At 52.2% G+C, this 25,520-nt stretch carries 27 protein-coding genes; 11 read left to right on the top strand and 16 right to left on the bottom strand.

Features of this window, described 5'->3' with window-relative positions:
* Positions 1–62 precede the first annotated feature (62 nt).
* The gene (locus PsW64_RS18415; protein ID WP_063304507.1) at positions 63–914 is read right to left on the bottom strand and encodes a PhzF family phenazine biosynthesis protein; all 852 of its coding nucleotides are present in this window, start codon (positions 912–914) and stop codon (positions 63–65) included.
* 126 nt (positions 915–1,040) lie between these two features.
* On the opposite strand from PsW64_RS18415, the gene PsW64_RS18410 reads away from it, so the two are divergent.
* Positions 1,041–1,484 (top strand): Lrp/AsnC family transcriptional regulator, encoded by a 444-nt coding sequence (locus PsW64_RS18410; RefSeq protein WP_063304506.1) that lies wholly within the window; start codon positions 1,041–1,043, stop codon positions 1,482–1,484.
* Here PsW64_RS18410 and plsY read toward each other — a convergent pair.
* Complete coding sequence (gene plsY, locus PsW64_RS18405; RefSeq protein WP_063304505.1) at positions 1,476–2,120, bottom strand: glycerol-3-phosphate 1-O-acyltransferase PlsY; 645 nt, start codon at positions 2,118–2,120, stop codon at positions 1,476–1,478. The genes PsW64_RS18410 and plsY overlap by 9 nt on opposite strands.
* Before the next feature lie 11 nt (positions 2,121–2,131).
* On the bottom strand, positions 2,132–2,722 hold the full coding sequence (locus PsW64_RS18400; protein WP_063304504.1) for a TetR/AcrR family transcriptional regulator: 591 nt from the start codon (positions 2,720–2,722) through the stop codon (positions 2,132–2,134).
* A 248-nt stretch (positions 2,723–2,970) separates the two neighbouring features.
* Here PsW64_RS18400 and PsW64_RS18395 point away from each other — a divergent pair, with 248 nt between their 5' ends.
* The 8 genes from PsW64_RS18395 to PsW64_RS18360 all read left to right on the top strand — a co-directional run bounded on the left by PsW64_RS18395 (position 2,971) and on the right by PsW64_RS18360 (position 12,693).
* Complete coding sequence (locus PsW64_RS18395; RefSeq protein ID WP_193757840.1) at positions 2,971–4,119, top strand: isovaleryl-CoA dehydrogenase; 1,149 nt, start codon at positions 2,971–2,973, stop codon at positions 4,117–4,119.
* Complete coding sequence (locus PsW64_RS18390; RefSeq protein WP_063304503.1) at positions 4,119–5,726, top strand: carboxyl transferase domain-containing protein; 1,608 nt, start codon at positions 4,119–4,121, stop codon at positions 5,724–5,726. Before PsW64_RS18395 ends, PsW64_RS18390 begins: the two co-directional genes overlap by 1 nt.
* A gap of 10 nt (positions 5,727–5,736) precedes the next feature.
* Positions 5,737–6,066, top strand: a complete 330-nt coding sequence (locus PsW64_RS18385) for a hypothetical protein (protein ID WP_063304502.1) — start codon at positions 5,737–5,739, stop codon at positions 6,064–6,066.
* Positions 6,066–8,054 carry an acetyl-CoA carboxylase biotin carboxylase subunit gene (locus PsW64_RS18380; RefSeq protein ID WP_063304501.1) on the top strand — a complete coding sequence of 663 codons (1,989 nt, stop codon included), beginning with the start codon at positions 6,066–6,068 and terminating at the stop codon, positions 8,052–8,054. The genes PsW64_RS18385 and PsW64_RS18380 overlap by 1 nt, the downstream gene beginning before the upstream one ends.
* Positions 8,055–8,057: 3 nt before the next feature.
* Positions 8,058–9,689 (top strand): acyl-CoA synthetase, encoded by a 1,632-nt coding sequence (locus PsW64_RS18375; protein WP_063304500.1) that lies wholly within the window; start codon positions 8,058–8,060, stop codon positions 9,687–9,689.
* Between the two features lie 6 nt (positions 9,690–9,695).
* Complete coding sequence (locus PsW64_RS18370) at positions 9,696–10,559, top strand: hydroxymethylglutaryl-CoA lyase (protein ID WP_063304499.1); 864 nt, start codon at positions 9,696–9,698, stop codon at positions 10,557–10,559.
* Positions 10,556–11,341, top strand: coding sequence for an enoyl-CoA hydratase-related protein (locus PsW64_RS18365; protein ID WP_063291494.1), 786 nt, complete (start codon positions 10,556–10,558; stop codon positions 11,339–11,341). The genes PsW64_RS18370 and PsW64_RS18365 overlap by 4 nt, the downstream gene beginning before the upstream one ends.
* A gap of 107 nt (positions 11,342–11,448) precedes the next feature.
* Entirely contained in the window at positions 11,449–12,693 is a 1,245-nt protein-coding gene (locus PsW64_RS18360) for an MFS transporter (protein WP_063291493.1), read from the top strand.
* A 23-nt stretch (positions 12,694–12,716) separates the two neighbouring features.
* On the opposite strand, the gene PsW64_RS18355 is transcribed toward PsW64_RS18360, so the two are convergent.
* The 4 genes from PsW64_RS18355 to PsW64_RS18340 all read right to left on the bottom strand — a co-directional run bounded on the left by PsW64_RS18355 (position 12,717) and on the right by PsW64_RS18340 (position 15,273).
* Positions 12,717–13,277, bottom strand: coding sequence for an isochorismatase family protein (locus PsW64_RS18355; RefSeq protein ID WP_063304498.1), 561 nt, complete (start codon positions 13,275–13,277; stop codon positions 12,717–12,719).
* Positions 13,278–13,422: 145 nt separating this feature from the next.
* A complete protein-coding gene (locus PsW64_RS18350) occupies positions 13,423–13,971 on the bottom strand; it encodes a cysteine hydrolase family protein (protein WP_057465430.1) in 549 nt (182 codons plus the stop codon).
* A 34-nt stretch (positions 13,972–14,005) separates the two neighbouring features.
* Positions 14,006–14,566: a cysteine hydrolase family protein gene (locus tag PsW64_RS18345; RefSeq protein ID WP_063290454.1), complete on the bottom strand. Its 561-nt coding sequence runs from the start codon at positions 14,564–14,566 to the stop codon at positions 14,006–14,008.
* Between the two features lie 158 nt (positions 14,567–14,724).
* Complete coding sequence (locus PsW64_RS18340; protein WP_057465432.1) at positions 14,725–15,273, bottom strand: cysteine hydrolase family protein; 549 nt, start codon at positions 15,271–15,273, stop codon at positions 14,725–14,727.
* A 100-nt stretch (positions 15,274–15,373) separates the two neighbouring features.
* Here PsW64_RS18340 and PsW64_RS18335 point away from each other — a divergent pair, with 100 nt between their 5' ends.
* Entirely contained in the window at positions 15,374–16,309 is a 936-nt protein-coding gene (locus PsW64_RS18335) for a GlxA family transcriptional regulator (RefSeq protein ID WP_063304497.1), read from the top strand.
* Here PsW64_RS18335 and PsW64_RS18330 read toward each other — a convergent pair.
* From PsW64_RS18330 to PsW64_RS18290, 9 genes are all read right to left on the bottom strand, one after another.
* The gene (locus tag PsW64_RS18330) at positions 16,306–16,863 is read right to left on the bottom strand and encodes a cysteine hydrolase family protein (protein WP_063304496.1); all 558 of its coding nucleotides are present in this window, start codon (positions 16,861–16,863) and stop codon (positions 16,306–16,308) included. The two genes, PsW64_RS18335 and PsW64_RS18330, sit on opposite strands and share 4 nt — an antisense overlap.
* A 206-nt stretch (positions 16,864–17,069) precedes the next feature.
* The gene (locus tag PsW64_RS18325) at positions 17,070–17,408 is read right to left on the bottom strand and encodes a nuclear transport factor 2 family protein (RefSeq protein ID WP_063304495.1); all 339 of its coding nucleotides are present in this window, start codon (positions 17,406–17,408) and stop codon (positions 17,070–17,072) included.
* Positions 17,409–17,411: 3 nt separating this feature from the next.
* A complete protein-coding gene (locus tag PsW64_RS18320; protein WP_063304494.1) occupies positions 17,412–17,873 on the bottom strand; it encodes an ABZJ_00895 family protein in 462 nt (153 codons plus the stop codon).
* 125 nt (positions 17,874–17,998) lie between these two features.
* On the bottom strand, positions 17,999–19,222 hold the full coding sequence (gene nqrF, locus PsW64_RS18315; RefSeq protein ID WP_063290459.1) for an NADH:ubiquinone reductase (Na(+)-transporting) subunit F: 1,224 nt from the start codon (positions 19,220–19,222) through the stop codon (positions 17,999–18,001).
* Between the two features lie 12 nt (positions 19,223–19,234).
* Complete coding sequence (nqrE, locus tag PsW64_RS18310; RefSeq protein WP_057465438.1) at positions 19,235–19,843, bottom strand: NADH:ubiquinone reductase (Na(+)-transporting) subunit E; 609 nt, start codon at positions 19,841–19,843, stop codon at positions 19,235–19,237.
* A gap of 2 nt (positions 19,844–19,845) precedes the next feature.
* Positions 19,846–20,502: an NADH:ubiquinone reductase (Na(+)-transporting) subunit D gene (locus PsW64_RS18305; protein ID WP_057465439.1), complete on the bottom strand. Its 657-nt coding sequence runs from the start codon at positions 20,500–20,502 to the stop codon at positions 19,846–19,848.
* Positions 20,502–21,323 carry a Na(+)-translocating NADH-quinone reductase subunit C gene (locus PsW64_RS18300; RefSeq protein ID WP_063304493.1) on the bottom strand — a complete coding sequence of 274 codons (822 nt, stop codon included), beginning with the start codon at positions 21,321–21,323 and terminating at the stop codon, positions 20,502–20,504. The genes PsW64_RS18305 and PsW64_RS18300 overlap by 1 nt, the downstream gene beginning before the upstream one ends.
* Positions 21,316–22,524: an NADH:ubiquinone reductase (Na(+)-transporting) subunit B gene (locus PsW64_RS18295; protein ID WP_063304492.1), complete on the bottom strand. Its 1,209-nt coding sequence runs from the start codon at positions 22,522–22,524 to the stop codon at positions 21,316–21,318. Before PsW64_RS18295 ends, PsW64_RS18300 begins: the two co-directional genes overlap by 8 nt.
* Positions 22,525–22,527: 3 nt before the next feature.
* The gene (locus tag PsW64_RS18290) at positions 22,528–23,880 is read right to left on the bottom strand and encodes a Na(+)-translocating NADH-quinone reductase subunit A (RefSeq protein WP_063304491.1); all 1,353 of its coding nucleotides are present in this window, start codon (positions 23,878–23,880) and stop codon (positions 22,528–22,530) included.
* A 534-nt stretch (positions 23,881–24,414) separates the two neighbouring features.
* On the opposite strand from PsW64_RS18290, the gene PsW64_RS18285 reads away from it, so the two are divergent.
* Positions 24,415–25,443 carry an FAD:protein FMN transferase gene (locus PsW64_RS18285; RefSeq protein ID WP_063304490.1) on the top strand — a complete coding sequence of 343 codons (1,029 nt, stop codon included), beginning with the start codon at positions 24,415–24,417 and terminating at the stop codon, positions 25,441–25,443.
* The last annotated feature ends 77 nt before the right edge of the window (positions 25,444–25,520 follow it).

The raw sequence follows: 25,520 nt of genomic DNA, 5'->3' as shown, positions 1-25,520 counted from the left end.
ACAGCAAAAAGCCCAAGGCAGGCTGCCTCGGGCTAAAAGTTCCACCGTACCAAGAGAATGCGTTAGATCATTCGCCGTGCACTGCCAGCAATGCGGATAGAGCTACCGGCCTCAGCAGGAATTTCTGCCGAAATGAGTGACTTCGCTCCCATATCTTCTCCCTGCACAATCCGGATTTCACCACCATGTGCCCAGCCAATATCCCGCAGGTAACCAGAAAACGCCGCAGCAGCAGCACCCGTGGCCGGGTCTTCAAACACGCCAGCTGACGCAAACGCATTGCGCACATCAAACTCTTGAAGCCCGCGAACATGAACCAGCATGATGGTCACAAGACCCTGCTCAAGCATAAACTGCTTCATGGCTTCCAAATCATAAGCCATGCCCGCCAACTTGGCTCTATCAGTCAATGCCAGCACCAGATGATCCGCACCACCATGAATACGCGCAGGTGGAATGCAAAGATCCAGATCGCCTTCACTCAAACCAAGCAGATCAAGCAGCTGGACTTTCACGTCATTTTCCAATGCGGCGCTCTTGGTCTGCGGAGATTGCAGAGCTGCTTGCAACTGCCCGTTCTCCTGCCAGCTCTCCACTGAAATCATAGTTTCATTCAACGCAAGGCGATGGACTTTCCGGCCATGCTGCTGAGCCAGAACCGCGCCCAGCGCAATCGTTGCGTGCCCGCAAAATGGCACTTCATTCTCTGGAGAGAAGTACCGCACGCGATACCCCTCTTCGTTGGCCAGAGGCACCGCAAACACAGTTTCAGAATAGCCGAGATCAGCCGCAATAGACTGCATCTGCGCATCAGGAAGCATCACATCCCCCACCAGCACGCCAGCAGGATTACCACCTTCCTCTCCATGAGAAAACGCCGAGATATGTTGAAGCGCTAAAAGATCTGTCTGCATAAGAACCTCCAATCGTCAGGATTGAAAAAATAACCAGCAACAGCTCTATGCAATATAGAAAAAGAAAGGCAAATTACACTTTCTGCCTTCATAATATAAAGCGATCAGACGAAAGCACCTAATGAGATGAAACAGCTGGATGAAACTGCCTGCAAAATCCTTGAGATCCTGGAGCAAGACGGCAGAATCTCTATCAGTGAACTGGCCAGCCGCATCGGCCTCTCCGCCCCCAGCACCACAGAGCGTGTTCGCAAGCTGGAGCAGGACGGCATCATCACAGGCTTTACGGTGGAGATAAACCCAAAGGCACTCGGCTATAGTCTGGAAGCAATCGTCCGTATCCAACCAAGCCCCGGCAATCTGCACGTCGTGGAGCAACTCATCCTCAACGAGCCCCGCTTCACCTCCTGCGACAAGGTCACCGGAGAAGACTGCTTCGTCACCCGCATCTACCTAAAAGACATCAGCGAACTAGACGACCTGCTCGACCCCCTCCACGAAAAAGCAATGACCAATACTTCGATAGTAAAGGCTTCCCCGATCAAGAACAGGATGGTTCCGCTACGATGAGGGCTTACCACTCTTAAAACGCAGCTTATTCTCAGTACCGGAGAGCAGTCTACCAATATTCGCACGGTGCTTGGCAACCACGATAAACGCCATCACCATTGCGAAGGCCTGGAAGTAGAGTGTGTGACCAAACACCGGAATGAAAGAAAGCACAACGAACAGCAGCGCCGCGCAGATTGAGCCCAGAGAGACAAAGCGGGTCGCGGCAACAATAACTACGAAAGAGCTTAGGCAGCTTAGTGCTATAATCGGATCCAGCATGAAAAGCACGGCAGCTGCAGTCAGCACGCCTTTACCACCTCTGAAACCGAAAAACACCGGCCAGTTGTGCCCAACAATGGCACCTGCCCCGGCAAGCAGCATGCTCACACTGTCTACCGCCACACCTGAACCTGCATAAACACCCAGATACAGGCCAACCAGACAAGCAGCAACGCCTTTCAGGATATCTCCGACAAGAACAAGCAGTGCAGCAGGTTTGCCAAGCACGCGCAGTGTATTGGTCAGTCCGGCAGATTTGCTGCCATACTCCCGTATGTCCTTACCGTACATCTTCCCAACCAGCAGAGCCGTGCTGATACTGCCCAGCAGATAGCCAGCTCCAAGAGCTACAAAAAGCTTAACCAGATCAATCACAAGAATAGCCCCTAGCCCACAACGCCTCGCAGCACCAGTTTCTGGTGCACATCAATAATCTCATCGATACTAAGGCGTCCATCGGGACGATACCAGAAGCAAACGCCGGTCAGCATGGCGATGATGGCAAAGGCGGCAACTTCCAAATCCACAGTGGGAAATGCACCCGCCTGCACGCCATCAGCAAGGATGCGCCGCAGATTGGCCTCGTACTGGCTGCGCTTGGTCACCACGTCAGCACGATAGTCCTCACCAAGTGAACGCAACTCCAGATTCGCAATCACAACGTCTGCGCGGCGTTCAATATGATAGCGAATGTGGAACGCAACAAACGCCTTGAGACGGGAAACGGGATCATCTCCCTTGCCCTCCAGCTTCTCCCAGTTCTCAATCAGGCTGATCATATGCTGGTTCATCAACGCTTGAAGCAGCTCGTCCTTGCTCTCAACATAGCGATAGACCGATCCCGGCTGCACGCCCACCTCCGCAGCAAGCTGGCGAAGCGTCATCGCCTCAAAGCCCTTGGCTTCAATCAGCTTTTTCGCTGCTGCGTAAATCGCAGTTTTGGTATCTGCGCCAACGGAGCCTTTGGTTCGTGCCACGGTCTAAACCTTTTTCAATCAATCAGGAGACGCAATATTTCAGCGCATGCCCGAGCGATGCCTAGCAGTTTTCGGGAAAGAATACGCAACAGGAAATGCGCCCTAAGGGTTATTGCATAGTAGCTGAGCCCCTGCTATTAATCAAACGAACGTTCGTTTAATTAATTTACGATCCACTGGGAAGCTCGTTAAAGAGCGTGGATCGCAGAGTTTCGGTAGCAGGAGGAAGCGCCGTGTTTGACGCTGTAATGAATTTTGGTCTTGGTGAAGATATTGACGCTCTGCGCGAAACCATTCGCCGTTGGGCACAAGACAAGCTAGCGCCGCGCGCCGCTGAGATCGATGAAACCAACGAGTTCCCCAATGATCTCTGGAAAGAGATGGGGGACCTTGGTGTACTTGGCATGACAGCCGACCCGGAATATGGCGGTACTGGCATGGGCTATCTCGCCCACGTTGTTGCGGTTGAGGAAATCTCCCGCGCCTCCGCATCTGTTGGCTTGTCCTACGGCGCGCACTCCAACCTCTGCGTAAACCAGATCAACCGTCATGGTACTGCTGAGCAAAAAGCAAAGTACCTGCCAAAACTCTGCTCTGGCGAGCATGTCGGCTCTCTGGCCATGTCCGAGCCCGGCGCAGGCTCCGATGTTGTTTCCATGAAACTGCGCGCTGAAAAGCGCAATGACCGCTACGTGCTCAACGGCAACAAAATGTGGATCACAAACGGTCCTGACGCCTCCACTCTGGTGGTCTACGCAAAGACTGATCCGGATGCTGGCCCCAAAGGCATGACAGCTTTCATCATCGAAAAAGGCATGAAGGGCTTCTCCACGGCGCAAAAGCTGGACAAGCTCGGCATGCGCGGCTCCAACACGTGTGAGCTGGTCTTTGAAGACTGCGAAGTTCCATATGAGAACGTCCTTGGTGAAGAGGGCCGCGGTGTAAACGTGCTGATGTCCGGCCTGGACTACGAGCGCGTTGTTCTTTCCGGTGGTCCACTCGGCATCATGGCAGCAGCCATGGACATCGTCGTGCCTTACATCCACGAGCGCAAACAGTTCGGCAAAGCCATCGGCGAGTTCCAGCTGATGCAGGGCAAACTTGCAGACATGTACACCCTGATGAACGCCTCCCGTTCCTACGTGTACGCCGTCGCTAATGCGTGTGACCGTGGTGAAACCACCCGTAAGGATTCCGCTGGCTGTATCCTATATTCCGCTGAAAACGCAACCAAACTGGCACTGGAAGCTATCCAGTCCCTCGGCGGCAATGGTTACATCAACGAGTACCCAACCGGTCGCCTGCTGCGTGATGCAAAACTCTATGAAATCGGCGCAGGCACCTCAGAAATCCGCCGCATGCTGATTGGTCGTGAGCTCTTCCAGGAAACCAAGTAATGGCTGTCATCAAGTCTCAGGCTGCAACGGGTTCGGAAAGCTATAAAAACAACCGCACCCTGCACCTCGCCGCAATGGATGAGGTCCGCACCGCAAGCCAGCAAGCTCTATTGGGTGGGGGCGAAGGCCCTCGCGAACGGCACGTGTCTCGTGGGAAAATCCTCCCGCGTGAGCGCGTTGCCCGTTTGATTGACCCCGGCTCTCCGTTTCTGGAAGTCGGACAGTTTGCTGCCCACAACATGTATGAGGGCGCCTCGCCTTCAGCAGGTATTGTCACCGGCATCGGTCGGGTCAACGGCATCGAATGTATGATCGTGGCCAACGATGCCACGGTAAAAGGCGGCACCTATTATCCGCTGACGGTCAAGAAGCACCTCCGCGCCCAAGAAATTGCCATGGAGAACAATCTCACATGCATTTACTTGGTGGATTCCGGCGGCGCTAACCTGCCTCAGCAGGATGAGGTGTTCCCGGACAAAGAACACTTTGGCCGCATCTTCTACAATCAAGCCAACATGTCCGCAAAGGGCATTCCGCAAATCGCGGTGGTCATGGGCTCCTGTACTGCTGGCGGCGCATACGTGCCAGCCATGTGCGATGAGACCATCATCGTGAAAGAGCAAGGCACCATTTTCCTCGCCGGTCCTCCACTGGTGAAAGCCGCCACGGGCGAAGTGGTTTCTGCTGAAGATCTGGGCGGTGGGGATGTTCACACCCGCCTCTCCGGTGTGGCAGACCACTTGGCCCGTGACGATGCTCATGCGTTGGCACTGGCCCGTCAGGCTGTGTCCAACCTCAACCGTCACAAGCCAGGCCAGCTTCAGCTGCAAACGCCGGAAGATCCGCTCTACGATCCAGAAGAAATCCTCGGCGTGGTCCCTGCGGATCTGAAAACACCATACGACGTGCGTGAGGTCATCGCCCGCGTGGTGGATGGCTCTCGCTTTGATGAGTTCAAAGCTCGCTACGGCACCACGCTCGTCACCGGTTTCGCTCACATTCACGGCATGCCTGTCGGCATCATCGCCAACAACGGTATTCTGTTCTCAGAAGCTGCACTGAAAGGCGCCCATTTTGTGGAACTGTGCTGTCAGCGTAAAATCCCGCTGGTCTTCCTGCAAAACATCACCGGCTTCATGGTCGGGCAAAAGTATGAGGCAGGCGGCATCGCAAAAGATGGCGCTAAGCTGGTAACAGCCGTGGCATGCGCGAAGGTTCCAAAAATCACCATGCTCATTGGCGGTTCCTTCGGCGCTGGCAACTACGGCATGTGTGGCCGGGCTTACTCACCGCGCATGCTCTGGACATGGCCAAGCTCCCGCATCTCCGTCATGGGCGGCCCGCAAGCTGCCGGCGTACTGGCAACAGTGCGCCGTGACGGCATTGAGCGCAAAGGCGGCACTTGGTCAGCGGAAGAAGAAGCAACCTTCAAACAGCCGATCATTGATCAGTTTGAAGAGCAAGGACACCCGCTCTACGCCTCTGCACGCCTCTGGGATGACGGCATTGTCGACCCGCGCAAAACCCGTGACGTATTGGCACTGTCCATCGCAGCAAGCCTCAACGCACCAATCGAAGACACGCCATTCGGCGTCTTCCGCATGTAAGGGGCTCGGTATGCACGGAGAAGTCAGAGATGTTTGGCCTGTTGATGAGGCAATTATGAGCATTCTTCAGAAGAATATCCCAGATTTGGGTCTGAAAGACGAGCTATCAATCCTCTTCATCAGAGTCTTGGAAGGTCTCATCAAAGCAGGTGATCTCCTCTCAGTTTCCCAACACAAGGCTTATGTATATGAAGTCGGCAAAGGAGACTTACTCCTAGAGAATTCCAGAGAAATCATTACTGCGACCTGTGATATTCCTTATTCAGAAGCCTGCACTTTTAGACCGAATAGAGTAACAGGTGCTCCCGGCGCCACTGTTTCGCATTGGGAGACAGCATAATGTTCAAGAAAATCCTTATTGCGAACCGTGGCGAGATTGCTTGCCGTGTTGCAAAATCCGCCAAAGCCCTCGGCATCAAGGTTGTTGCTGTCTACTCAGATGCAGACCGCGATGCCCGCCACGTGCAAATGGCTGATGAGGCTTACCGCCTTGGCCCTGCGCCAGTGGCAGAAAGCTACCTCAACATTCCAGAGCTTCTCAACGCTGCCAAATCCAGCGGCGCAGACGCCATCCATCCGGGCTACGGTTTCCTATCGGAAAACCCGGAGTTCGTGGAAGCTGTGGAAGCAGCTGGCCTTGTCTTCATCGGACCACCCGCGGACGCAATCCGCGCTATGGGCCTTAAAGATGCTGCCAAAAAACTCATGGAAGAATCCGGCGTTCCAGTCGTGCCGGGCTATCATGGCAGCAACCAGGACGCTGAGTTCCTGAAAAGTGAATCCGACAAGATCGGCTATCCGGTCCTCATCAAAGCCCGCGCAGGCGGCGGCGGCAAAGGCATGCGCCGTGTTGATGATCCGGCAGACTTCTTTGAAGCTCTGGAAGGCGCTCAGCGCGAAGGTCAGTCCAGCTTTGGTGACCCACGCGTCCTCATCGAGAAGTACATCCTGTCACCACGCCACATCGAGGTGCAGGTTTTCTGTGATGGTCATGGCAATGCAGTACACCTGTTCGAGCGCGATTGCTCCTTGCAGCGTCGCCACCAAAAGGTGATCGAAGAAGCCCCTGCCCCCGGCATGACAGAAGAGATGCGCAACGCCATGGGTAATGCTGCCGTTAAAGCAGCTCAGGCCGTGGGGTATGAAGGCGCAGGCACCGTTGAGTTCATTGTTGATGGCTCAGAAGGTCTACGATCTGACCGTTTCTGGTTCATGGAGATGAACACGCGTCTTCAGGTAGAGCATCCAGTCACAGAAGCCATCACCGGGCAAGATTTGGTCAACTGGCAGCTCTCCGTAGCAGCAGGTGGCAAACTACCTCTGATGCAGGACGAGCTCACAATCTTCGGTCACGCATTCGAGGCACGTATCTACGCTGAGGATGCTGAAGCAGGCTTCCTGCCAGCAACCGGAACTTTGAACGAGCTGAAACTGCCGGAATTGTTCGCCCGCATCGACAGCGGTGTACGCAAAGGCGATACGATCACGCCTTACTACGATCCAATGATCGCAAAGGTGATCTGCCACGGCGAAACCCGTGACGCTGCTCTGGCGAAAATGTCTTTGGCATTGGAAAAGAGCCAGGCAGTTGGCTGCACCACCAACATCACCTTCCTGCACCGCCTATGTAACCACCAAGGCTTCGCAAAAGGTGAGATGGATACGGGCCTTATTGACCGTGAACTGGAAGCTCTCACCAAGCCGACAGCACCAACCAAGCACGCGTTCGCAATGGCAGCTCTCATCGAGCTCGGCTTTGCGACTGAAACTGCATTGGTCCATAACGATCCGTGGGTGAGCCTCACAGGTTGGCGTCATTGGACAGCAGCACAGCAAATTGCACATCTGTCTTGGCGTGACGAAGTCACCGAAGTTGTGGCAAACCGCCATCATGATGGTAGCTTGACCGTTACGATTGATGGTGAAACCTTCAATTTGCAGATCCTCTCCGTAGACAACAACCACATGCGCGTGGACTTCTCCGGTCAGATCACCTCAGCTGATTTCTTCGCAGAAGACACCAGTCTCACATTGTTCTCCGACGGTGTTACATGGCGCTTCGATCTGCCGGACCATCTGGCAGAGCAAGACGACAACACAGCCTCAGGCAATGCGATTGCCTCGCCAATGCCGGGCCTTGTGCGGGCAGTAAACTGCAAGCCGGGTGACGAGGTTTCTGAAGGCGATACGTTGATCGTGACCGAAGCCATGAAGATGGAACACTCTCTCAAAGCACCGCGTGACGGCGTTGTGGCTGAAGTGATGGCATCTGCGGGTGACCAGGTGGAAGAAGGCGTTATACTCCTCACGCTTGAGGAGGAGGAATAACCGTTGTTGCCATCAGCGAATACTTATGAGGAACTCCGAGAAAAGTTTCAGTGGGACATCCCGGAGTTCTTTAACATTGGCGTAGATATCTGTGACAAGTGGGTGGACAAAGACGCCGCCCGCGAAGCACTCATCTTCGCCGAAGAAGACGGGCCAACAACCACCTACACGTTTGGTGACTTGAAAAAGCTGAGCAATCAGTTGGCCAACCTACTCGTATCTCAAGGCATCAGTCGCGGTGATCGCGTCGGCATCCTGCTGCCGCAAGCACCTGAAACAGCCTTCTCCCATATTGCAATTCATAAGCTTGGCGGCATCTCCATTCCGCTCTTCTCCCTGTTTGGCGAAGAAGCTCTGGAATATCGGCTAGAGAACTCCGGTGCCAAAGCCCTCATCACCAACAATGCAGGTGCTGAGAAGCTTGAAAAGATCCGCGACAGCCTGCCAGAGCTTGAACTGATCCTGAACATCGAAGGCACAGACTTCGGCACCCGCTCACTCCATGCTGAAATAGCAGGGCAGAGCAAAGACTTCACACCAGTGAAGACCAAAGCCGAAGACCCCGCCATTATCATCTACACTTCCGGCACCACCGGCCAGCCCAAAGGCGCACTGCACGCGCACCGCACGCTGCTCGGCCATCTGCCCGGCGTAGAGATGCCGCACAACATGTTCCCGAAAGAAGGTGACCGCTTCTGGACACCAGCAGACTGGGCATGGATCGGTGGTCTGATTGACGTTCTTCTACCAAGCCTACATCACGGCATTCCTGTCGTTGCTTGCCGTTTCAAGAAGTTCAGCGGCGAAGCAGCCTTCCAGCTGATGCAAGACCTGAAAATTCGCAACGCCTTCATCCCGCCAACCGCGCTGAAAATGATGCGGCAGGTAGAGAACCCCAAGGATCGCTGGAATTATTCCCTCCGCTCCCTCGGCAGTGGTGGCGAAGCACTGGGCGCAGAGCTGATCCAATGGGGTCAAGACACGTTTGGCCTGACAATCAGCGAGTTCTACGGCCAGACCGAGTGCAACCTCGTTGTCTCCACCTGCGCAGAACTGATGGAAACCCGTCCCGGCGTCACCGGCAAAGCTGTTCCGGGCTTTGATGTGCAAATCGTAGACGACAAAGGCACCGTTCTCGAAGCTGGTCAGCTTGGCAACATCGGCGTTCGTGCACCAAACCCTGTCATGTTCCTCCAATACTGGAACAATCCGGAAGCCACAAAAAAGAAATTCTCTGGCGACTTCCTCATCACCGGCGACAAAGGCGTGATAGATAAAGACGGCTGGATCCAGTTTGTTGGCCGCGATGATGATGTCATCACTTCATCCGGCTACCGCATCGGCCCCGGCGAGATTGAAGATTGCCTGTTGAAACACGACACAGTTGCCATGGCAGGCGTCATCGGCAAGCCAGACAAGCTGCGCACCGAGATCGTCAAAGCCTACATTGTGCTGAAGGAAGGTGTTGAGCCATCCGATGAACTGGCCAAGGAACTTTCTGATTTTGTGAAACAGCGATTAGCTGCGCATGAATATCCACGTGAACTGGAATTTGTCGAAGCCCTGCCAATGACAACAACCGGAAAGGTTATCCGCAGAGAACTTCGTGCCCGCGCTATCGACGAGGAGGTTTGATAAGCGATGAGCAAGAAACTAAACATTTTTGAGATGGGCCCACGCGACGGTCTGCAGAACGAAAAAACACTGATCCCGACAGCAAACAAGGTCGAACTGATCAACCGCCTTTCCGAGTGCGGATTTGAAAAGATCGAAACTTCCAGCTTTGTCTCACCCAAATGGGTGCCACAAATGGCGGATGCTGCGGAAGTCTTTGCAGGCATCGCGCGCAAACCCAGCATTCGCTATACAGCGCTAACGCCAAACATCAAAGGCTACGAGCGCGCCAAAGCATCTGGAGCTGATGAAGTTGCGATCTTCGCATCCGCATCCGAAGGCTTCTCTCAAAAGAACATCAACTGTTCCATTGAAGAAAGCTTCGAGCGTTTCGCTCCAATCGTGGAAGCTGCAAAAGCTGACGGCATTCCGGTCCGCGGATACGTCTCCTGCATCGTTGAGTGCCCATACGATGGCCCGACACCAACCCAAAACGTAGCAATGGTCTCAGAACGATTGCTACAGATGGGCTGCTACGAGGTTTCTCTAGGTGACACTATTGGCGCAGCCACTCCGGAAACCACGGAAGCGATGCTGGATGCTGTCCTGAGCGTCATTCCGGCTGAGCAACTCGCGGGCCATTTCCACGACACCAAAGACCTGGCTCTGGCTAACATCATGTCCAGCATAAAAATGGGCCTGCGCACGTTCGATTCAGCCATCGGCGGTCTTGGCGGATGTCCGTATGCACCGGGAGCAAAAGGCAACGTCAGCACACTGGCTGTTGCAAAAATGGCAAAATTGCTGGACTACGACACCGGCCTCGACATTGAGAAGCTGGAACAAACGCAAGAGTTTATTCTCTCCATCAAAGAGGCGGCGGCAGCATGACCTATCAGAACCTTCGCATCGAAAAAGCAGACAACGGCATCACCACACTCTTGCTGGCACGCGCTGAAAAGCACAATGCAATGAATGCTGAGATGATGGATGAACTGGTTGCAGCAGCTGAAGAGCTGGACAATTGCGAGCAGACCCGGGCAATCATTCTGGCAGCGGACGGCGAAACCTTCTGTGCTGGCGGCGATCTCAAGTGGATGCAGGCGCAGGCAGAGAAAGACCGCATCGGCAAAATGCAGGAAGCCAATCGTCTGGCAGGCATGCTCAAACGCCTCGACAGCATGAAAAAGCCTCTGCTCGCTCGTGTTCATGGCCCTGCTTACGGCGGCGGAGTTGGCATTCTCAGCGTCTGCGATCTGGTGGTTGCTGCTGACAACACCAAATTCGCTCTGACTGAAACCCGCCTCGGCCTGATCCCGGCAACCATCGGCACTTATGTTGTACGTCGCTTGGGCGAAGGTCATGCTCGTCAGGTCTTCATGAATGCCCGCCCATTTGGTGCGCAAAGAGCACATCACCTCGGTCTTGTCTCATTGGTGACAACACCAGAGGACCTGCACGCAGTAACGCAGAAAGAAGCAGAAGCTTATTTAAATTGCGCACCGGGTGCCGTAGCAGATGCAAAAGCTCTTTGTCAGAATTTAGCGCGTATGCCTGCAGAAGATCAGATCGACTACACAGCAAATGCCCTAGCGGACAGATGGGAAACCACTGAAGCACAGGCCGGAATTTCTGCATTCTTCGCTAAAGAAACACCGCCGTGGCGTAAATAGATCTTCACCCTGTTTTTTTGACCTGCGGCATATGCACAAATGCTGAGTTTTTTCTTTACTTGCTGGATCGCTTTGTTACATAGCATTTAGCGAAAAACGAGAAAAGAATGCTGCTGGCACTACAATCCATCAGGTCAAAACAGGACTTTCATACCCTTGTATTCATTGCAGGGACTGTTTTGCTGAACGCGATTGGTGCCGGATTGATCATTCCGGTGACCCCGGCACTGGTCGCAGAACTCAGCCAAACCACCATCGCAGATGCAGCTCTCTGGGGCGGCTACATCGCAGCAAGTTACGCTGCTATGCAGTTCCTCTTCGGTCCCGCTGTTGGGGCGATATCTGACCGTTTTGGTCGACGCCCAATCCTCTTGATCTCCCTTGCTGTCCTGACAGTCGACTACCTGATCATGACCTTCGCAGGTTCGCTCTGGGTTCTGTTCATTGGCAGGCTCTTGGCTGGAGTTGCCAGCGCAACCTACGCCACCGCCTATGCAGCAGTCTCCGATATATCGCATAACGGCAAACGCGCCACCCGCTTCGGCATGGTTGGTGCGGCAATCGGTTTTGGCTTTGTCATCGGTCCGGTTATGGGCGGAACACTTGCCCTCTTCGGCGTCCGTGTACCCTTCTACATCTCTGCAGTTCTGATTGCGATGACCTTCGCTTACGGCCTGTTCTACATGCCGGAAACCCTGCCAAAATCGGCAAGAAAGGCCATTCGCTGGCGCAGAGCAAACCCTGTTGGCGCAGCCATGGATATTGCCCAGTCTCCTGTTCTGGTGTGGCTCTTCATTGCGCTCTTCCTCTTTGAAATGGCAAACTTCGTGTATCCGGCAATTTGGCCGTACTACACAATTGAAGCCTTCCACTGGACCACAGCTCAGGTAGGTCTCTCACTCGCTATCGTCGGTATTGGTTTCTCCAGCGTCAAAGGCGGTCTTATCCGCTGGATTATTCCGCGCAAGGGCGAAGCGAAAACCGTGCTTTACGGCTTCTTCTTCGCCGTAATCGCATTGCTAGGCTTCGCATTTGCGCCAAACACACTCACAGTCATTCTGCTCCTGCCACCAGCAGCGCTTGGCGCGATGATCCCACCTGCCATGATCGCCCTGATGAGCCATCACGTCTCACAAGACAAGCAGGGCCGTCTGCAAGGTGCGCTGACAAGCATCATCGGGCTCACACTTGTGCTTTCCACTTTGATGATGACACAGCTCTTCACCAGCTTCACAGCAGACAGTGCAGAGCTTTACTATCCGGGTGCACCATTCCTGCTGGCCGCATCATTCATGCTGCTTGCCATTGGTCCATTCTGGGTTGGTCTGAGAAAGATCAATATCAGCGGCTGATCACAAACACCTGAAATCAGACCCTACGCCGGAGAATGTCTCAGAAGATATTCATTTGTGGAGACAATATTGCTGCAAATGAACGACAGCGAAGCCATAATCGCTGCTTGCACAAACTCTTGCTGAGAAGACGTATCACAGGACCCCGGCTCCCGCGTCGCGCAGGCATCGTAAATAATCGTAATCGGATATCCAAGTTCTGTCGTCGCATGTGCTGCAGCTGCAATGCAATCCTTACTCATCGAACCACAGATAACCAGCTCCTCAACATTCTCATCATCTAGGATCTGCTTGAGGTTATTGTTGAGGAAGATGTTAGAGGTATACTTCGTCACGATTGGCTCGTGCGGCAACGGTTTCGCCATGTCGTGGATTTCAGCACCAATCGTGCCTTCAACCGTAAACGGTGCATCTTTCTCTTTAAAATGATGTTGGATGTGAACGATGGTTTGATCCTGAACGCGCGCATTTGTCAGCAACATCTGAATGTTCCCCGCAGCCTCGAACTGCCCTTCCAACTCACATTTCCCACCGGGAAAGAAGTCGTTCTGACAGTCAATTATCAGCAACGCCGTTCTCGTCATCTTACGCTCAACACCTCACGTGACAGACCAACTGCGTAATAGTCTAATAGATATCGATTGACGGAACTCAGCTAGAAAAACCCGCATTTTTCATAAAACCTAGGAGTAAACACCAGACCTGATAAAGCCCGCACAGAAAACCTGCTCAGTGACCCAGATATTCCTCAGTCGAAATAACCTTACCATAGGCGAACGAAAGCGCTGCCATAATCGCCCCTTGAACATATTTTGCTGGAACGATTTCCCCTTCAAACTCAAGATCACAGGTCGCACAGGCATCGTAGATAACAGTGATGGGATAACCAAGATCAACAGTCGCACGCGCCGCCGCATCAATGCACATATGAGACATGCCCCCGCAGATCACGATTTCCTCAACACCCACATCCTCTAAAATCTGCTGAAGGTTCGTGTTCAGGTAACTGTTAGCGGAATACTTGACCACCACATGCTCCCCCTCAGCGGGGCTGCAACTATCATGCAGCTCTGCCCCGATGGTTCCCTCAACAAGGAACGGAGCATACTTATCTTTAAAGAAATGCTGGATATGGACAATGCAATCGTCGTTATCGCGAGCGCTCTTAAGCAAACGCTGAATGTTCGCAGCAGATTCAACCTGACCCTCGAGTTCACACTTCCCCCCCGGGAAGAAGTCGTTCTGACAATCAATGATGATTAGGGCTTTCTTGGCCATATCCCCTCAGGAGGTTGGTCATCCAAAACGTCGATTATGCTCCATTCAACGAATGCAGGAATTCATCGGTAGAAATCACGTTGCTATGCGCAAATCTTAAAGACGCCATCATAGCAGTGTGAACATGATCCGCTGGGACGGTTACGCCATTGAACTCAAGATCCTCTGTGGCGCACGCATCGTAAATGATGGTCAGCGGGTAACCCAGATCAAGGGTCTGACGCGCAGTCGCATTCACGCAGTTCTGGCTCATAGAACCACACATGACGATCTCATCAATACCAGCCTCAACAAGGATCTGCTGCAGATTGGTGTCCTTATAGCCATTCATGTAGTTTTTAACGACAACAGGTTCCCCGTTCACGGGTCTCGCACACTCGTTAATCTCCACCCCTGGCGATCCCTCAACCAGATAAGGCTCTGTTTTATCTTTGTACATGTGTTGAAGGTGGATGACGTTTTCGTCGTTGTCTCGCACCATCTCAAGAAGACGGGCAATATTTTTTCCTGCTTCCACCTGCCCCCCTAAAGGACAGCTACCACCAGGAAAATAATCGTTCTGGCAGTCGATAATGATCAGGGCCCTTTTAGGCATAAGCACACCTCAGTCCTATTGGTCTTATTTGAGCAAACAATAAGGCCAACACGTTTAAGCATGCCGGATTTTAAAAAGCAGATTTTATAAAATCCCGAGCTATCCCTAATCAGAAGCCGGCCTCAGGAGCCGGCTTCTGAAAGCAGTCAAAGCCTGAGTTATGCAGCCAGATACTCATCTGTGCTGACAACTTTGCCATACGCAAAAGCCAGGGATGCCATGAACGCACCATGTACGTATTTCGCAGGAATAGTCTCGCCGTTGTGTTCCATATCCAATGTCGCACAAGCATCACCAATAATGGTTGCTGTGTATCCCAGATCAACCGCGGCACGAACTGTCGCATCAATGCAGTTGTGAGACATAGAGCCAACGACGACCAGATGCTCAATGCCCTGCTCATCCAGCAATTCTTTCAGGTTGGTTTCCAAAAAGCTATTTGCAAACTGCTTGGTTACGAGCGGCTCACCATCCTGAGGCAACACATCATCATGAATTTTAACACCTTCAGTGCCTGCGTTGAAGAACGGCGCATTACCTGCTTCAACCACATGCTGAATGTGAATGATCGGAGTTTTCTTGCTGCGGCTGTCTTCCAACAAACGCTTTACATTCTGAGCAGCTTCAACCTGCCCATCCAGCTCCCAGGCGCCACCGGGGAAATAGTCGTTCTGAACGTCAACAATAACCAGTGCGGATTTAGACATTTGTGCCTCCATAGATTTGCTCTTGTCGGCAACAAACCTAATCAACACCTCCAATCAGCTCGATTGGCATATACGACATAAAACATGCTATAATTGCCATATGATCAGATCAGAGACACATCATCCTATCGGCATACTGTCCTACACCGGCGCACAACTCTCAGCGGTTTATGGGCTAATCGATATGTTCCACGCTGCCAGCAAAAGCAATGCCAGCAGCATTGAGGCAACCGTGCTTCACGAAGATCAGATCAGCTCAATCGGAGCCACTACCTTCTCGGCGATAATCCTGCCTCCCTGTCTGGTCGATGATCACCCGACCGTCTCACCAGCACTCGTCCAATGGCTCAAACACCAACATGAGCATGGCGCCATTCTCTGCTCAATCTGCGTCGGCGCGATGTTGCTGGCCGAAACGGGCATTCTTGACAACAGGCCCGCCACAACCCATTGGGCAATCACCGAGGATTTTGCGAAGAAATACCCTTTGGTACAGCTCGATACTGACAAAATGATCGTCGATGAAGGCGATGTCATCACCGCAGGCGGCATCATGGCATGGACCGATCTGGGCCTCAGGCTGATTGACCACTTCATCGATCACACAACCATGCTCGAAGTCTCCCGCAGATTTCTCATTGACCCGGCGGGGCGAGAACAGAAAAACTACAGCCGTTTCTATCCTAACTTCACACACGGTGATCAGGCTATTTTAAAAGCCCAACATTGGCTTCAGACCACCTATAAGCAAAAACTGACAGTACCCGAAATGGCAGAGAAAGCCGGACTGACAGGACGGACTTTCCAAAGACGGTTTGAAGTCGCCACAGGGCACACACCAAACACCTATTTACAGCAACTCCGCATAACCGAAGCACGCCAGCAGTTGGAGCAGACCAAACGGTCTTTCAACGAGATCGCATGGGAAGTCGGCTACGAGGACCCAACAGCTTGCCGCCGCGTGTTCATCAAAACCACAGGCCTCAGCCCTGGTCAGTATCGCCAAAAATTCGGATATCAAAGCTCAGCGACTTAATGCGGCTGGGTCAAAAACTCATCCGTCGAAACAACCGCCGCGTTGGAAAAGATGAGAGAAGCCATAATTGAGGCCTGCACATCATCCACGGACACTTCACGCCCACGGAACTCCATACAGCTCGCCGCGCAGGCATCGTAAACAACAGTAACCGGATATCCGAGGTCTAAGGTCGATCGTGCTGTTTCAACAATACAGTACTGGGTCATGGAACCGCAGATCACCAGATCATCTATCTTATGGTCTGTCAGCAACGCTCGCAGGTTCGTCCCCTCCAAAGCATTAAAGTTGTATTTGGTTACGACCGCCTCATCAGCTTTCGGCCAAACCATCTTGTTGATCTCAGCACCAAAAGACCCTTCTGCCATGTAAGGCGATTTTGGATCTTTGTAGACATGCTTGATGTGTATTACGAACTCGTGGTGCTCTCTGGCGTCTTTCAAAAGCTCAACAATATTCCCGGCAGCTTCCATTTGCTTAGGCAATTCAAACTTGCCACCTGGAAAATGATCGTTCTGGCACGCGATGATGAGCAAAGCAGTGTTATGCGTCATACCCAACCCTCTACAGCGCATCCCTACTGGACTGGTTCAGCTTCACATGGGAAACGCCTAAAAAGCCTGAGAGCCTGCTGCGTAGGAACTCTTGAACAGAGCAGACTCTAGGAAAAATTTACAAGCTGCATACTAGGAGCCAAAGTATTTAATCGACGCGCACACAAACAGTCGGATTTTAGAAAACTCGGAGGGTAAACGACTAGCTACGACGCTCTGCGTGTGCCTTGATGATAAATCATGGACCACTGCTCACCTTCAAATTTCCAAATAGATGTCCGCTGTGTCTCATTCTCGACAATGCTGTAAAACACCTGAACGAGTTCCTCACTCAACTTACGCAAGCGAAAATTCTCAATTGTTCTGACCGGATAATCCGCCGTCTCACTCGGAAGCTCAGCGAGGACCTGCGCTCGATCATATGTCCGGCCGCTTGCACCAATCTCGATGAAGTCTGCGTGAAGTAACAACTCAAGTTGTCTCTTATCTCCTCGAGTAGCAGGCCTCAAAAGCTGTTGCTCTAGGAAAAGAAGTTGTTCCTGCATAGGTTATCCAATAGCTTTAAGTGCTCTTTTGTACGCCTTCTTCTCAGCTCTTTTGCATCCAAGTTTAAGCCCTAACCAAATTGTCCCAAACTTGAAGAAAGCAAAAAATAACACCGCAAAAAATAGCGTATTCACGTCATTTAAGATTTGCCCTTTGCTAGGATCTCCAAACACAATGATAGTTGTAATAACTCCCTCTAAAATGAGCGCTCCAACTAAGCATAGTCCAGTAAGTTTGAGTAAGATAAATCCTTCAAGATATACATCGTGCCGGTTATAGATAGTTTTACCTACCCAATAACCCGCAAACATGCCCATCATGTAGGAGGTAAACCCAATCGAAAGCTCTACTCCCAAGATAGTATTACTCAATACCCCTAGAACGAGGAGGCCGATTTTTAGCAGCGTCAAAAGAGCCGTAAACCGACCAGCATGTTTCAACAAGCTAATTTGGGAACCATCCATAATCACTAGTCAAATACCTTCTATCAGAAACTATATTCATTATGACTTAAACCATCCCAAGGACAATAAAAAAACCCGGCGCCTCACGACACCGGGTCTCTTAATTCTCGCAGTATTCTCAGCGCTTAGCCGCCGAAGTCGTCCAGCATGATGTCTTCACGTTCCACGCCCATATCAACCAGCATGTTGATCACGGACTGGTTCATGATTGGAGGACCACACATGTAGTACTCGCAGTCTTCTGGCGCAGCGTGGTCCTTCAGGTACTCGTTGTAGAGCACGTTGTGAATGAACCCGGTGTAACCATCCCAGTCATCATCTGGCTGAGGATCAGAAAGCGCCACATGCCATGTGAAGTTCGGGAATTCTTTCGCCAGCTGGTCGAAGTCCTCAACAAAGAACATCTCTTTCTTGGAGCGTGCTCCGTACCAGAAAGTGATCTTACGATCACGGTTCTCAAGACGCTTCAACTGATCGAAGATGTGCGAGCGCATAGGCGCCATACCAGCACCACCACCGATGAACACCATTTCCTTGTCGGTTTCGCGAGCAAAGAACTCACCAAACGGACCGGAAATCGTCACCTTGTCACCCGGCTTCAGGTTGAAGATGAAGGAGGACATCTTACCGGCAGGAATACCCTGAGTGCCCGGAGGAGGCGACGCCACACGAACGTTCAGCATGATCATGCCTTTTTCGTCCGGGTAGTTTGCCATGGAGTAAGCGCGTTCAACTGGCTCATCCACGATGGACTCATACTGCCAGAGATTGAACTTATCCCAGTCTCCGCGGTACTGCTCTTCGATATGGAAGTCAGTGTACTTCAGCTTGTGCGCAGGGGCTTCAATCTGAATGTAACCACCAGCACGGAAGTTCACGTCTTCGCCTTCAGGCAGGTCCAGAACCAGCGACTTAATGAAGGTTGCAACGTTCTCGTTGGAGCGAACAGTACACTCCCACTTTTTCACGCCGAACACTTCTTCAGGCACTTCGATCTTCATGTCCTGCTTCACAGCAACCTGACAGGAAAGACGATCACCGCAGCGTGCTTCACGCTTGGTGATATGGCTTTCTTCAGTCGCCAGAATAGAACCACCACCCTCGTGCACTTTCACGCGGCACTGGGCACAGGTTCCACCGCCACCACAGGCGGAAGGAACGAAGATTTTCTGATCTGCCAGAACGTTGAGAAGCTTGCCACCCGCAGGAACGGACAGCGTCTTCTCACCATTGATACTGATCTGAACATCACCGGATGCAACCAACTTGCTGCGTGCCATCAAAATGACGATCACCAGCGCAAGCACGATCAGAGTGAAGAGCGTAATGCCCCAGGTAAAGTCTTGCATCTACTCGTCCCCTTACAGCTTCACGCCTGAGAAAGCCATGAAACCCATAGCCATCAAACCAGCAGTGATGAAGGTGATGCCAAGACCCTGTAGTCCATCAGGAACATCAGAGTATTTCAGCTTTTCACGCACACCAGCCATTGCAGTAATCGCCAGCGCCCAACCAATACCGGAGGACACACCATAAACGGATGCCTCACCCAGATTGTAGTCACGCTCCACCATGAACAAAGAACCACCCATAATCGCGCAGTTCACTGTGATCAGCGGCAGGAAGATACCCAGCGCATTGTAAAGCGCAGGAACATAGCGATCGAGGAACATCTCGAGAATCTGCACCACAGCAGCGATAACGCCGATGTAGGAGATCAGGCCCAGAAAGCGCAGATCAGTGCCTTCAAGCCCAGCCCATGCCAACGCATTGTCATTGAGCAGCGTGGTGTAAAGCACGTTGTTGATCGGCACAGTCAGCGCCTGCACAACAACAACGGAGATACCCAGACCCAGCGCAGTCTCAACTTTCTTGGAAACCGCAAGGAATGTACACATTCCAAGGAAGAAGGAGAGCGCGAGGTTCTCGATAAAGATCGCCTTGACGGCGAGGGAAAGAAGCCCTTCCATAATCAGTGAGCTCCCTCAGTTTCCATGATTTTATAGTCGCGCTTCTCAACCTGTGCAGGCTTCCAGGTACGGAAACCCCAGATCAGCAGGCCAATCACGAAGAACGCAGACGGAGGCAGCAGCAGCAGGCCGTTTGGCACATACCAGCCACCGTTGTTCACGGTCTCAAGGATCTGCACACCAAACAGGGAACCTGAGCCAAGCAGCTCACGCACAACACCAACCAGCAACAGGATCAGGGAGTAGCCCAGACCGTTACCGATACCATCAAGGAAAGATGGGATTGGTGGGTTCTTCATAGCGTACGCTTCCGCACGGCCCATAACGATACAGTTGGTGATGATCAGACCAACAAACACGGAGAGTGTCTTGGAGATCTCATAGAGATACGCTTTCAGAACCTGATCAACCAGAATAACGAGAGACGCAATAATCACCATCTGCACGATAATGCGGATAGAAGACGGGATCTGGTTACGTAAAAGAGAGATGAAGAAGTTGGAGAACGCTGTCACAAGCGTCACCGCAATCGCCATCACCAGCGCAACCTTCAGAGAAGAGGTTACCGCAAGCGCGGAACAGATGCCAAGAACCTGAAGCGTGATCGGGTTGTTATCGACCATCGGGTCCTTAAGCATGGACAAGTCTTTGCCAGCCATTACGCCTCTCCTTTTTTCAGATTGTCGAGGAAGGTCTTGAAGCCCTGCTCGCCCATCCAGAATTTGACGAGGTTGTCGACACCACGGGATGTCAGCGTTGCACCTGCAATCGCATCAATGTGGTGTTTAGAGCCATCAATACCCGCTGGAGCAGATTTGCCGACGCCAATGTCCACGGACCCGTTATCGCCATAAACCAGCTTACCCGGCCACTGAGCCATCCATTTTGGATTGTCTACTTCCGCACCAAGACCCGGGGTCTCACCATGGGAGTAAAAACGCAGGCCATACACTTCATTGCCATCAGCATTCAGTGCGATGAAACCATAAAGCGTGGACCACAGACCGTAGCCATGCACCGGCAGAATGATACGTTCAATCTCGCCAGCATCATCACGCAGCAGATAAACCGAAGCCAGCATAGCCTGACGCTTGATAGATGCCGGATCATCGTCCAACGCGAAAGAGCGGGTTGGATCTTTCGCAGCAGCACGCTGGTCATAAGTCGCAGCGTCTTCTGCATCAGAGAATTTGCCGGTTGCAACATCAACAAGTCGCGGCTCAAAGGCACTAAATGCCTTCTCAACGTCGACACCAGCCTCGAAAAGACCAGCAACCTTGAGGATGTTGGTTTTCTTATCCAGCGTTTTGTTGATTTCCTGCTGAGGCTTAAGCAGCACCGCAGCACCGGAAACAATCATCGAACAGATCAGACACAGAACCACAGCAACGGTAATCGTACGCGGAGCAGAGTCCAGAGGCATTGCGTTGAAGCGTGCCCAAAGACCTGTAGGAGCTGTTGTGTTTTCAGCGTTAGGCATGGCGCTTCATCCTCCGTGTGATGTTCGCCTTCACAACGAAGTAGTCGATCAGCGGAGAAAAGATATTGCCGAACAGGATTGCCAACATCATGCCTTCTGGGAAGGCCGGGTTGATGACACGGATCAGAATGCACATCACGCCAATCAGGGCAGCGTAGATGTAACGGCCCGGATTGGTCATCGCAGCAGTCACAGGCTCAGTCACCATGAACACGAGGCCAAACATGAAGCCACCAGTGACAAGGTGCCAGTACCAAGGCATTGCAAACATCGGGTTGGTCTCAGAGCCAATCAGATTCAGCAACAGACTGAAACCAATCATGCCCGCCAGACAACCAAGAATGAGACGGTAGTTTGCGATACCTGTGGTCACGAGGAACACACCGCCAAGAGCAATAGCAATCGTGGAGGTTTCACCGAAGGAACCCTGAATGGTACCAGTGAAAGAGCTCATCCACGTGATGCCGTTTGCTGCCAGTCCCTGCATGCCGTCAGACGCAGCAACACCCAGTGCAGTTGCACCAGAGAAGCCATCAACTGGCGTCCACACTGCATCACCAGACATAGCTGCCGGATAAGCAAAGTAGAGGAATGCGCGGCCAACAAGCGCCGGGTTCAGGAAGTTTTTGCCTGTACCACCAAACACTTCCTTGCCGATCACCACACCAAACGCGATACCAAGACCAACCTGCCAAAGTGGTGTAGAAGCTGGAAGGATCAGCGTGTAGAGCATGGAAGAAACAAAGAAGCCCTCGTTCACTTCGTGCCCGCGCACAATGGCAAAGAGCACTTCGAAGATGCCGCCAACACCGAGCGTTACGATGTAGATCGGCAAGAAGTACAGCGCACCATGCGCCATGTTGGCGAAGATGCTGTCAGCGTTAAAACCGATCCCCAGCAGAGAGAGAATAAACGCTCTCCAGCCAGCAGGCTCAGTAATGCCCATTGCGGCCAGTGCTGAGTTTGTCTGCAGGCCAGTGTTATACATGCCAAACAGGATCGCAGGGATCGTCGCCAGCACAACATACGTCATGACACGCTTCAGATCAGCGTGGTCACGAGCGTGCGGCGCAACGCTGGTCACTGTTTTTGGAGTGTAGATGAAGGTATCCACCATCTCATAGACGGCGTAAAACTTCTCGTACTTGCCACCCTTTTCAAAGAGTGGCGCAATACGATCAAACTTATCGCGCAAACTCACGGGTTAGCCCTCTTTCTCGATTTTATCAAGATTTGCACGCAGCGCAGCTCCGTATTCATTCTTGGAATGGCAGATGAAGGTGCATAGCGCCAAATCTTCTTCATCCAACTCCAAAGCGCCAAGTTTTTGCGCCATGTCAGTGTCCAGCACCATCAAGGAGCGGAGCAGCTGAGTTGGAAGAACGTCGAGCGGCATGACCTTCTCATAAGTACCCAATGGAACGATTGCGCGGATGGAACCGTTCTTGTTTGTACCAAATGGGAACTGCAGCTTGGTGCGGAAGAACCCGGAAGGATGCACATTAAGGTTGGACCACTTCGTCATGAATGGGCGAACCCAGCCAACAACGTCTTGTTTGTGGTCTTCTTCCATCAGCGTCACCTGAGTGTGGTAACGGCCAAGGAAGGCAAACTGGTCGGCGGCGATAGTGCCGGAAAGGACGGACCCGGAAACGACACGAGCTGGAATACCCGGCAGTGTTTCACCAGGCAGCAGATCATTCAGATCCGCACCAATGCGAGTTGTTACGAGGCGCGGCTTGGAAGCCAGCGGACCTGCAACAGAAACAACACGGGAAACATCCAGTTCACCTGTCAGGAACAGGTTACCGATTGCGATGACATCCTGATAACCGATGGTCCAGACTGTCTTGTTTTCATTAACCGGATCGAGGAAGTGAATGTGAGTACCCGCATTACCTGCTGGGTGCTTACCTTCAAAACTTTGCATCTGCACACCAGCAACGCTTGCACCCGGAAGGTTATCCTTCGGGCTGTGGCATACGAATGTGCGGCCATCGGTTAGTTTAGAGACAACCTGAAGCCCAGCTTCAAACGCGCCAGCATTCGCATTGATGATAACACCAGCATCCGCAGCAAGCGGGTTGGTGTCCATCGCAGTTACGAAAATGGAACGCGGCTGCGTTTCAAAAACCGGAACCTTGGAGTATGGGCGGGTACGGAAGCTTGTCCAAAGACCAGACTTGGCGAGTTGCTCACGAACGACAGATGCGTCCAGAGTTGCCAAAGCACTGTTTTCAAACTTTGAGAAAGCGATCTGTTCTTCGTTACCATCATCCAGTTTGATGACGATGGTTTCCAGAACGCGACGTGCACCACGATTGACTGCTTCAATAACGCCAGCACCCGGAGCAACATAGTTGATTTCAGGAGAGCGTTTGTCATTGAAAAGAGGCTGACCCTTTACGACGCGATCGCCTTCAGCAACCAACATACGCGGCTTCAACCCGTTGTAATCCCCGCCATTCACTGCAACACGGCGAACCTTCGGACCCTTGTGGATCTCTTGGTTCGGAGCACCGGTGATCGGCAGATCCAATCCTTTTGTAATCTTCATCCCTTACCCTGTCAGGCTTCTTATAGGGCAAACCACTAGATGTTCACGGGAGTATCTACGGGTAAATGATGCTAAGTCATTCTGCGAGTTACAAAATGCCGCGCATGCGGATTATTGACTTTGACAAGTCGAACCGAGATAAATCCCCCCCACGGACCGCAATTTCAGCAACAAAGCCCGAGCATTGCTGAACGTCACTCATCCATGGCTCCGGTTAGGAGTAACCGCCCGCATACCATTAAAGTGCGTTGCGGTCAGCTATTCCTACGGATTTATGCGGGCCAATACCCTGATATACCGCAAATTTCAATAGGGATTCGTGATATTGACGTAACGGCAACAAGGCTGTTTCGCGAAAATTTTATCTCAAATAAGTTTTCCCCTATGTTTTCACATGCACGTAGTACCACCTACCAATTTCTTCACCATCATCTATTGCTGATCTTTGCGACAGCAGTATCAAACCCTATTTAACTTGACAGAAAACCAGAATAAGCCGATTACGCGGGGAAATTAACAAACTCTGAGGCCTAAATGCGCTTCCTCATTACAGCTCTCGTACTCATCTTTGTCACAGCATGTGTACCCAATGACAAAAGTCGCGAAGAAATCATACTTCACGGCAAAACCATGGGCACTACATTCAACGTCAAAGCCATCAAAGGGTCGTCTTCTGTAACCAAACAGGAACTGCAACAGCAGGTTGACGAGGCTCTGGTTGGCGTCAACAAGGCCATGTCCAACTGGGACAAAAACTCCGAGATCAGCCGCTTTAACCGCTCCACCAGCACTGAATGGACGCCAATCTCTCGCGATTTCAGCATCGTGATGCAGGAGTCGCTGCGCATTCATAACCTGACAGCCGGTTATTTTGACGTGACGCTGGCACCACTCATTGAGCTATGGGGCTTTGGTACCAAGCAGGACACTCCTCCCCAGCCAAGCCCACTCGAAATCCGCAACGCTCTTGAGTCTGTCGGCATGAGCACCATGCTGGAGTTTGAGACCGATCCCCCAGCACTGCGTAAGGTCAACACGGATACCACCGTCAATCTCTCCGCAATCGCGAAAGGCTTTGGCATCGACAAAGTTGCTTCTGTTCTGGAGCAAAACGGCATTGACGAATACCTTGTCGAAATCGGCGGCGATCTGGTCACCAAAGGCAAAAACTCAAAAGACGAGCCATGGGTCGTCGGCATCGAAAAGCCAGACTCCGCAACTCGTGCGGTTCAGCAAATCGTACGAGTGAGCAACAAAGGCATGGCGACATCCGGCGATTATCGCATATACAAGGAAGTGGGCGGCAAACGCTTCTCACACATTATTGATGCTGCATCCGGGCGTCCGGTAACGCATAAACTTGCATCAGTAACTGTAATTGCTGACAATGCGATGCGCGCTGATGGTCTGGCAACAGCCCTCCTTGCAATGGGAGACAAGCGCGGCATGGCTCTGGCAGAGCGTGAAGGGATTGCCGCATTCTTCATCGTTCGCGAAGGCGACCACTTTATCACCCGGTCTTCCAGCGCGTTCAGAAAATTCGAGCAGCCTGCAGAGAAATAACGGAATATCGAAATGGCAACTTTCATCATCGCGTTTATCGTGCTGGTCCTGGTCGTAGCAGGAATGGCTATTGGCGC

Origin of the sequence: Pseudovibrio sp. W64 (assembly GCF_001623145.1) — a bacterium.
Lineage (GTDB): Bacteria > Pseudomonadota > Alphaproteobacteria > Rhizobiales > Stappiaceae > Pseudovibrio.
Note: the sequence above shows the minus strand (reverse complement) of the source record. Positions and strands in the feature narration are given on the sequence as shown.

Excerpts from the sequence above, each read along its gene's own strand:
- PsW64_RS18415 (WP_063304507.1), bottom strand. The coding sequence starts at position 914 with ATGCAGACAGATCTTTTAGCGCTTCAACATATCTCGGCGTTTTCTCAT.
- PsW64_RS18410 (WP_063304506.1), top strand. The coding sequence starts at position 1,041 with ATGAAACAGCTGGATGAAACTGCCTGCAAAATCCTTGAGATCCTGGAG.
- PsW64_RS18395 (WP_193757840.1), top strand. The coding sequence starts at position 2,971 with ATGAATTTTGGTCTTGGTGAAGATATTGACGCTCTGCGCGAAACCATT.
- PsW64_RS18390 (WP_063304503.1), top strand. The coding sequence starts at position 4,119 with ATGGCTGTCATCAAGTCTCAGGCTGCAACGGGTTCGGAAAGCTATAAA.
- PsW64_RS18385 (WP_063304502.1), top strand. The coding sequence starts at position 5,737 with ATGCACGGAGAAGTCAGAGATGTTTGGCCTGTTGATGAGGCAATTATG.
- PsW64_RS18380 (WP_063304501.1), top strand. The coding sequence starts at position 6,066 with ATGTTCAAGAAAATCCTTATTGCGAACCGTGGCGAGATTGCTTGCCGT.
- PsW64_RS18370 (WP_063304499.1), top strand. The coding sequence starts at position 9,696 with ATGAGCAAGAAACTAAACATTTTTGAGATGGGCCCACGCGACGGTCTG.
- PsW64_RS18365 (WP_063291494.1), top strand. The coding sequence starts at position 10,556 with ATGACCTATCAGAACCTTCGCATCGAAAAAGCAGACAACGGCATCACC.
- PsW64_RS18360 (WP_063291493.1), top strand. The coding sequence starts at position 11,449 with ATGCTGCTGGCACTACAATCCATCAGGTCAAAACAGGACTTTCATACC.
- PsW64_RS18355 (WP_063304498.1), bottom strand. The coding sequence starts at position 13,277 with ATGACGAGAACGGCGTTGCTGATAATTGACTGTCAGAACGACTTCTTT.
- PsW64_RS18350 (WP_057465430.1), bottom strand. The coding sequence starts at position 13,971 with ATGGCCAAGAAAGCCCTAATCATCATTGATTGTCAGAACGACTTCTTC.
- PsW64_RS18345 (WP_063290454.1), bottom strand. The coding sequence starts at position 14,566 with ATGCCTAAAAGGGCCCTGATCATTATCGACTGCCAGAACGATTATTTT.
- PsW64_RS18340 (WP_057465432.1), bottom strand. The coding sequence starts at position 15,273 with ATGTCTAAATCCGCACTGGTTATTGTTGACGTTCAGAACGACTATTTC.
- PsW64_RS18335 (WP_063304497.1), top strand. The coding sequence starts at position 15,374 with ATGATCAGATCAGAGACACATCATCCTATCGGCATACTGTCCTACACC.
- PsW64_RS18330 (WP_063304496.1), bottom strand. The coding sequence starts at position 16,863 with ATGACGCATAACACTGCTTTGCTCATCATCGCGTGCCAGAACGATCAT.
- PsW64_RS18325 (WP_063304495.1), bottom strand. The coding sequence starts at position 17,408 with ATGCAGGAACAACTTCTTTTCCTAGAGCAACAGCTTTTGAGGCCTGCT.
- PsW64_RS18320 (WP_063304494.1), bottom strand. The coding sequence starts at position 17,873 with ATGGATGGTTCCCAAATTAGCTTGTTGAAACATGCTGGTCGGTTTACG.
- nqrF (WP_063290459.1), bottom strand. The coding sequence starts at position 19,222 with ATGCAAGACTTTACCTGGGGCATTACGCTCTTCACTCTGATCGTGCTT.
- nqrE (WP_057465438.1), bottom strand. The coding sequence starts at position 19,843 with ATGGAAGGGCTTCTTTCCCTCGCCGTCAAGGCGATCTTTATCGAGAAC.
- PsW64_RS18305 (WP_057465439.1), bottom strand. The coding sequence starts at position 20,502 with ATGGCTGGCAAAGACTTGTCCATGCTTAAGGACCCGATGGTCGATAAC.
- PsW64_RS18300 (WP_063304493.1), bottom strand. The coding sequence starts at position 21,323 with ATGCCTAACGCTGAAAACACAACAGCTCCTACAGGTCTTTGGGCACGC.
- PsW64_RS18290 (WP_063304491.1), bottom strand. The coding sequence starts at position 23,880 with ATGAAGATTACAAAAGGATTGGATCTGCCGATCACCGGTGCTCCGAAC.
- PsW64_RS18285 (WP_063304490.1), top strand. The coding sequence starts at position 24,415 with ATGCGCTTCCTCATTACAGCTCTCGTACTCATCTTTGTCACAGCATGT.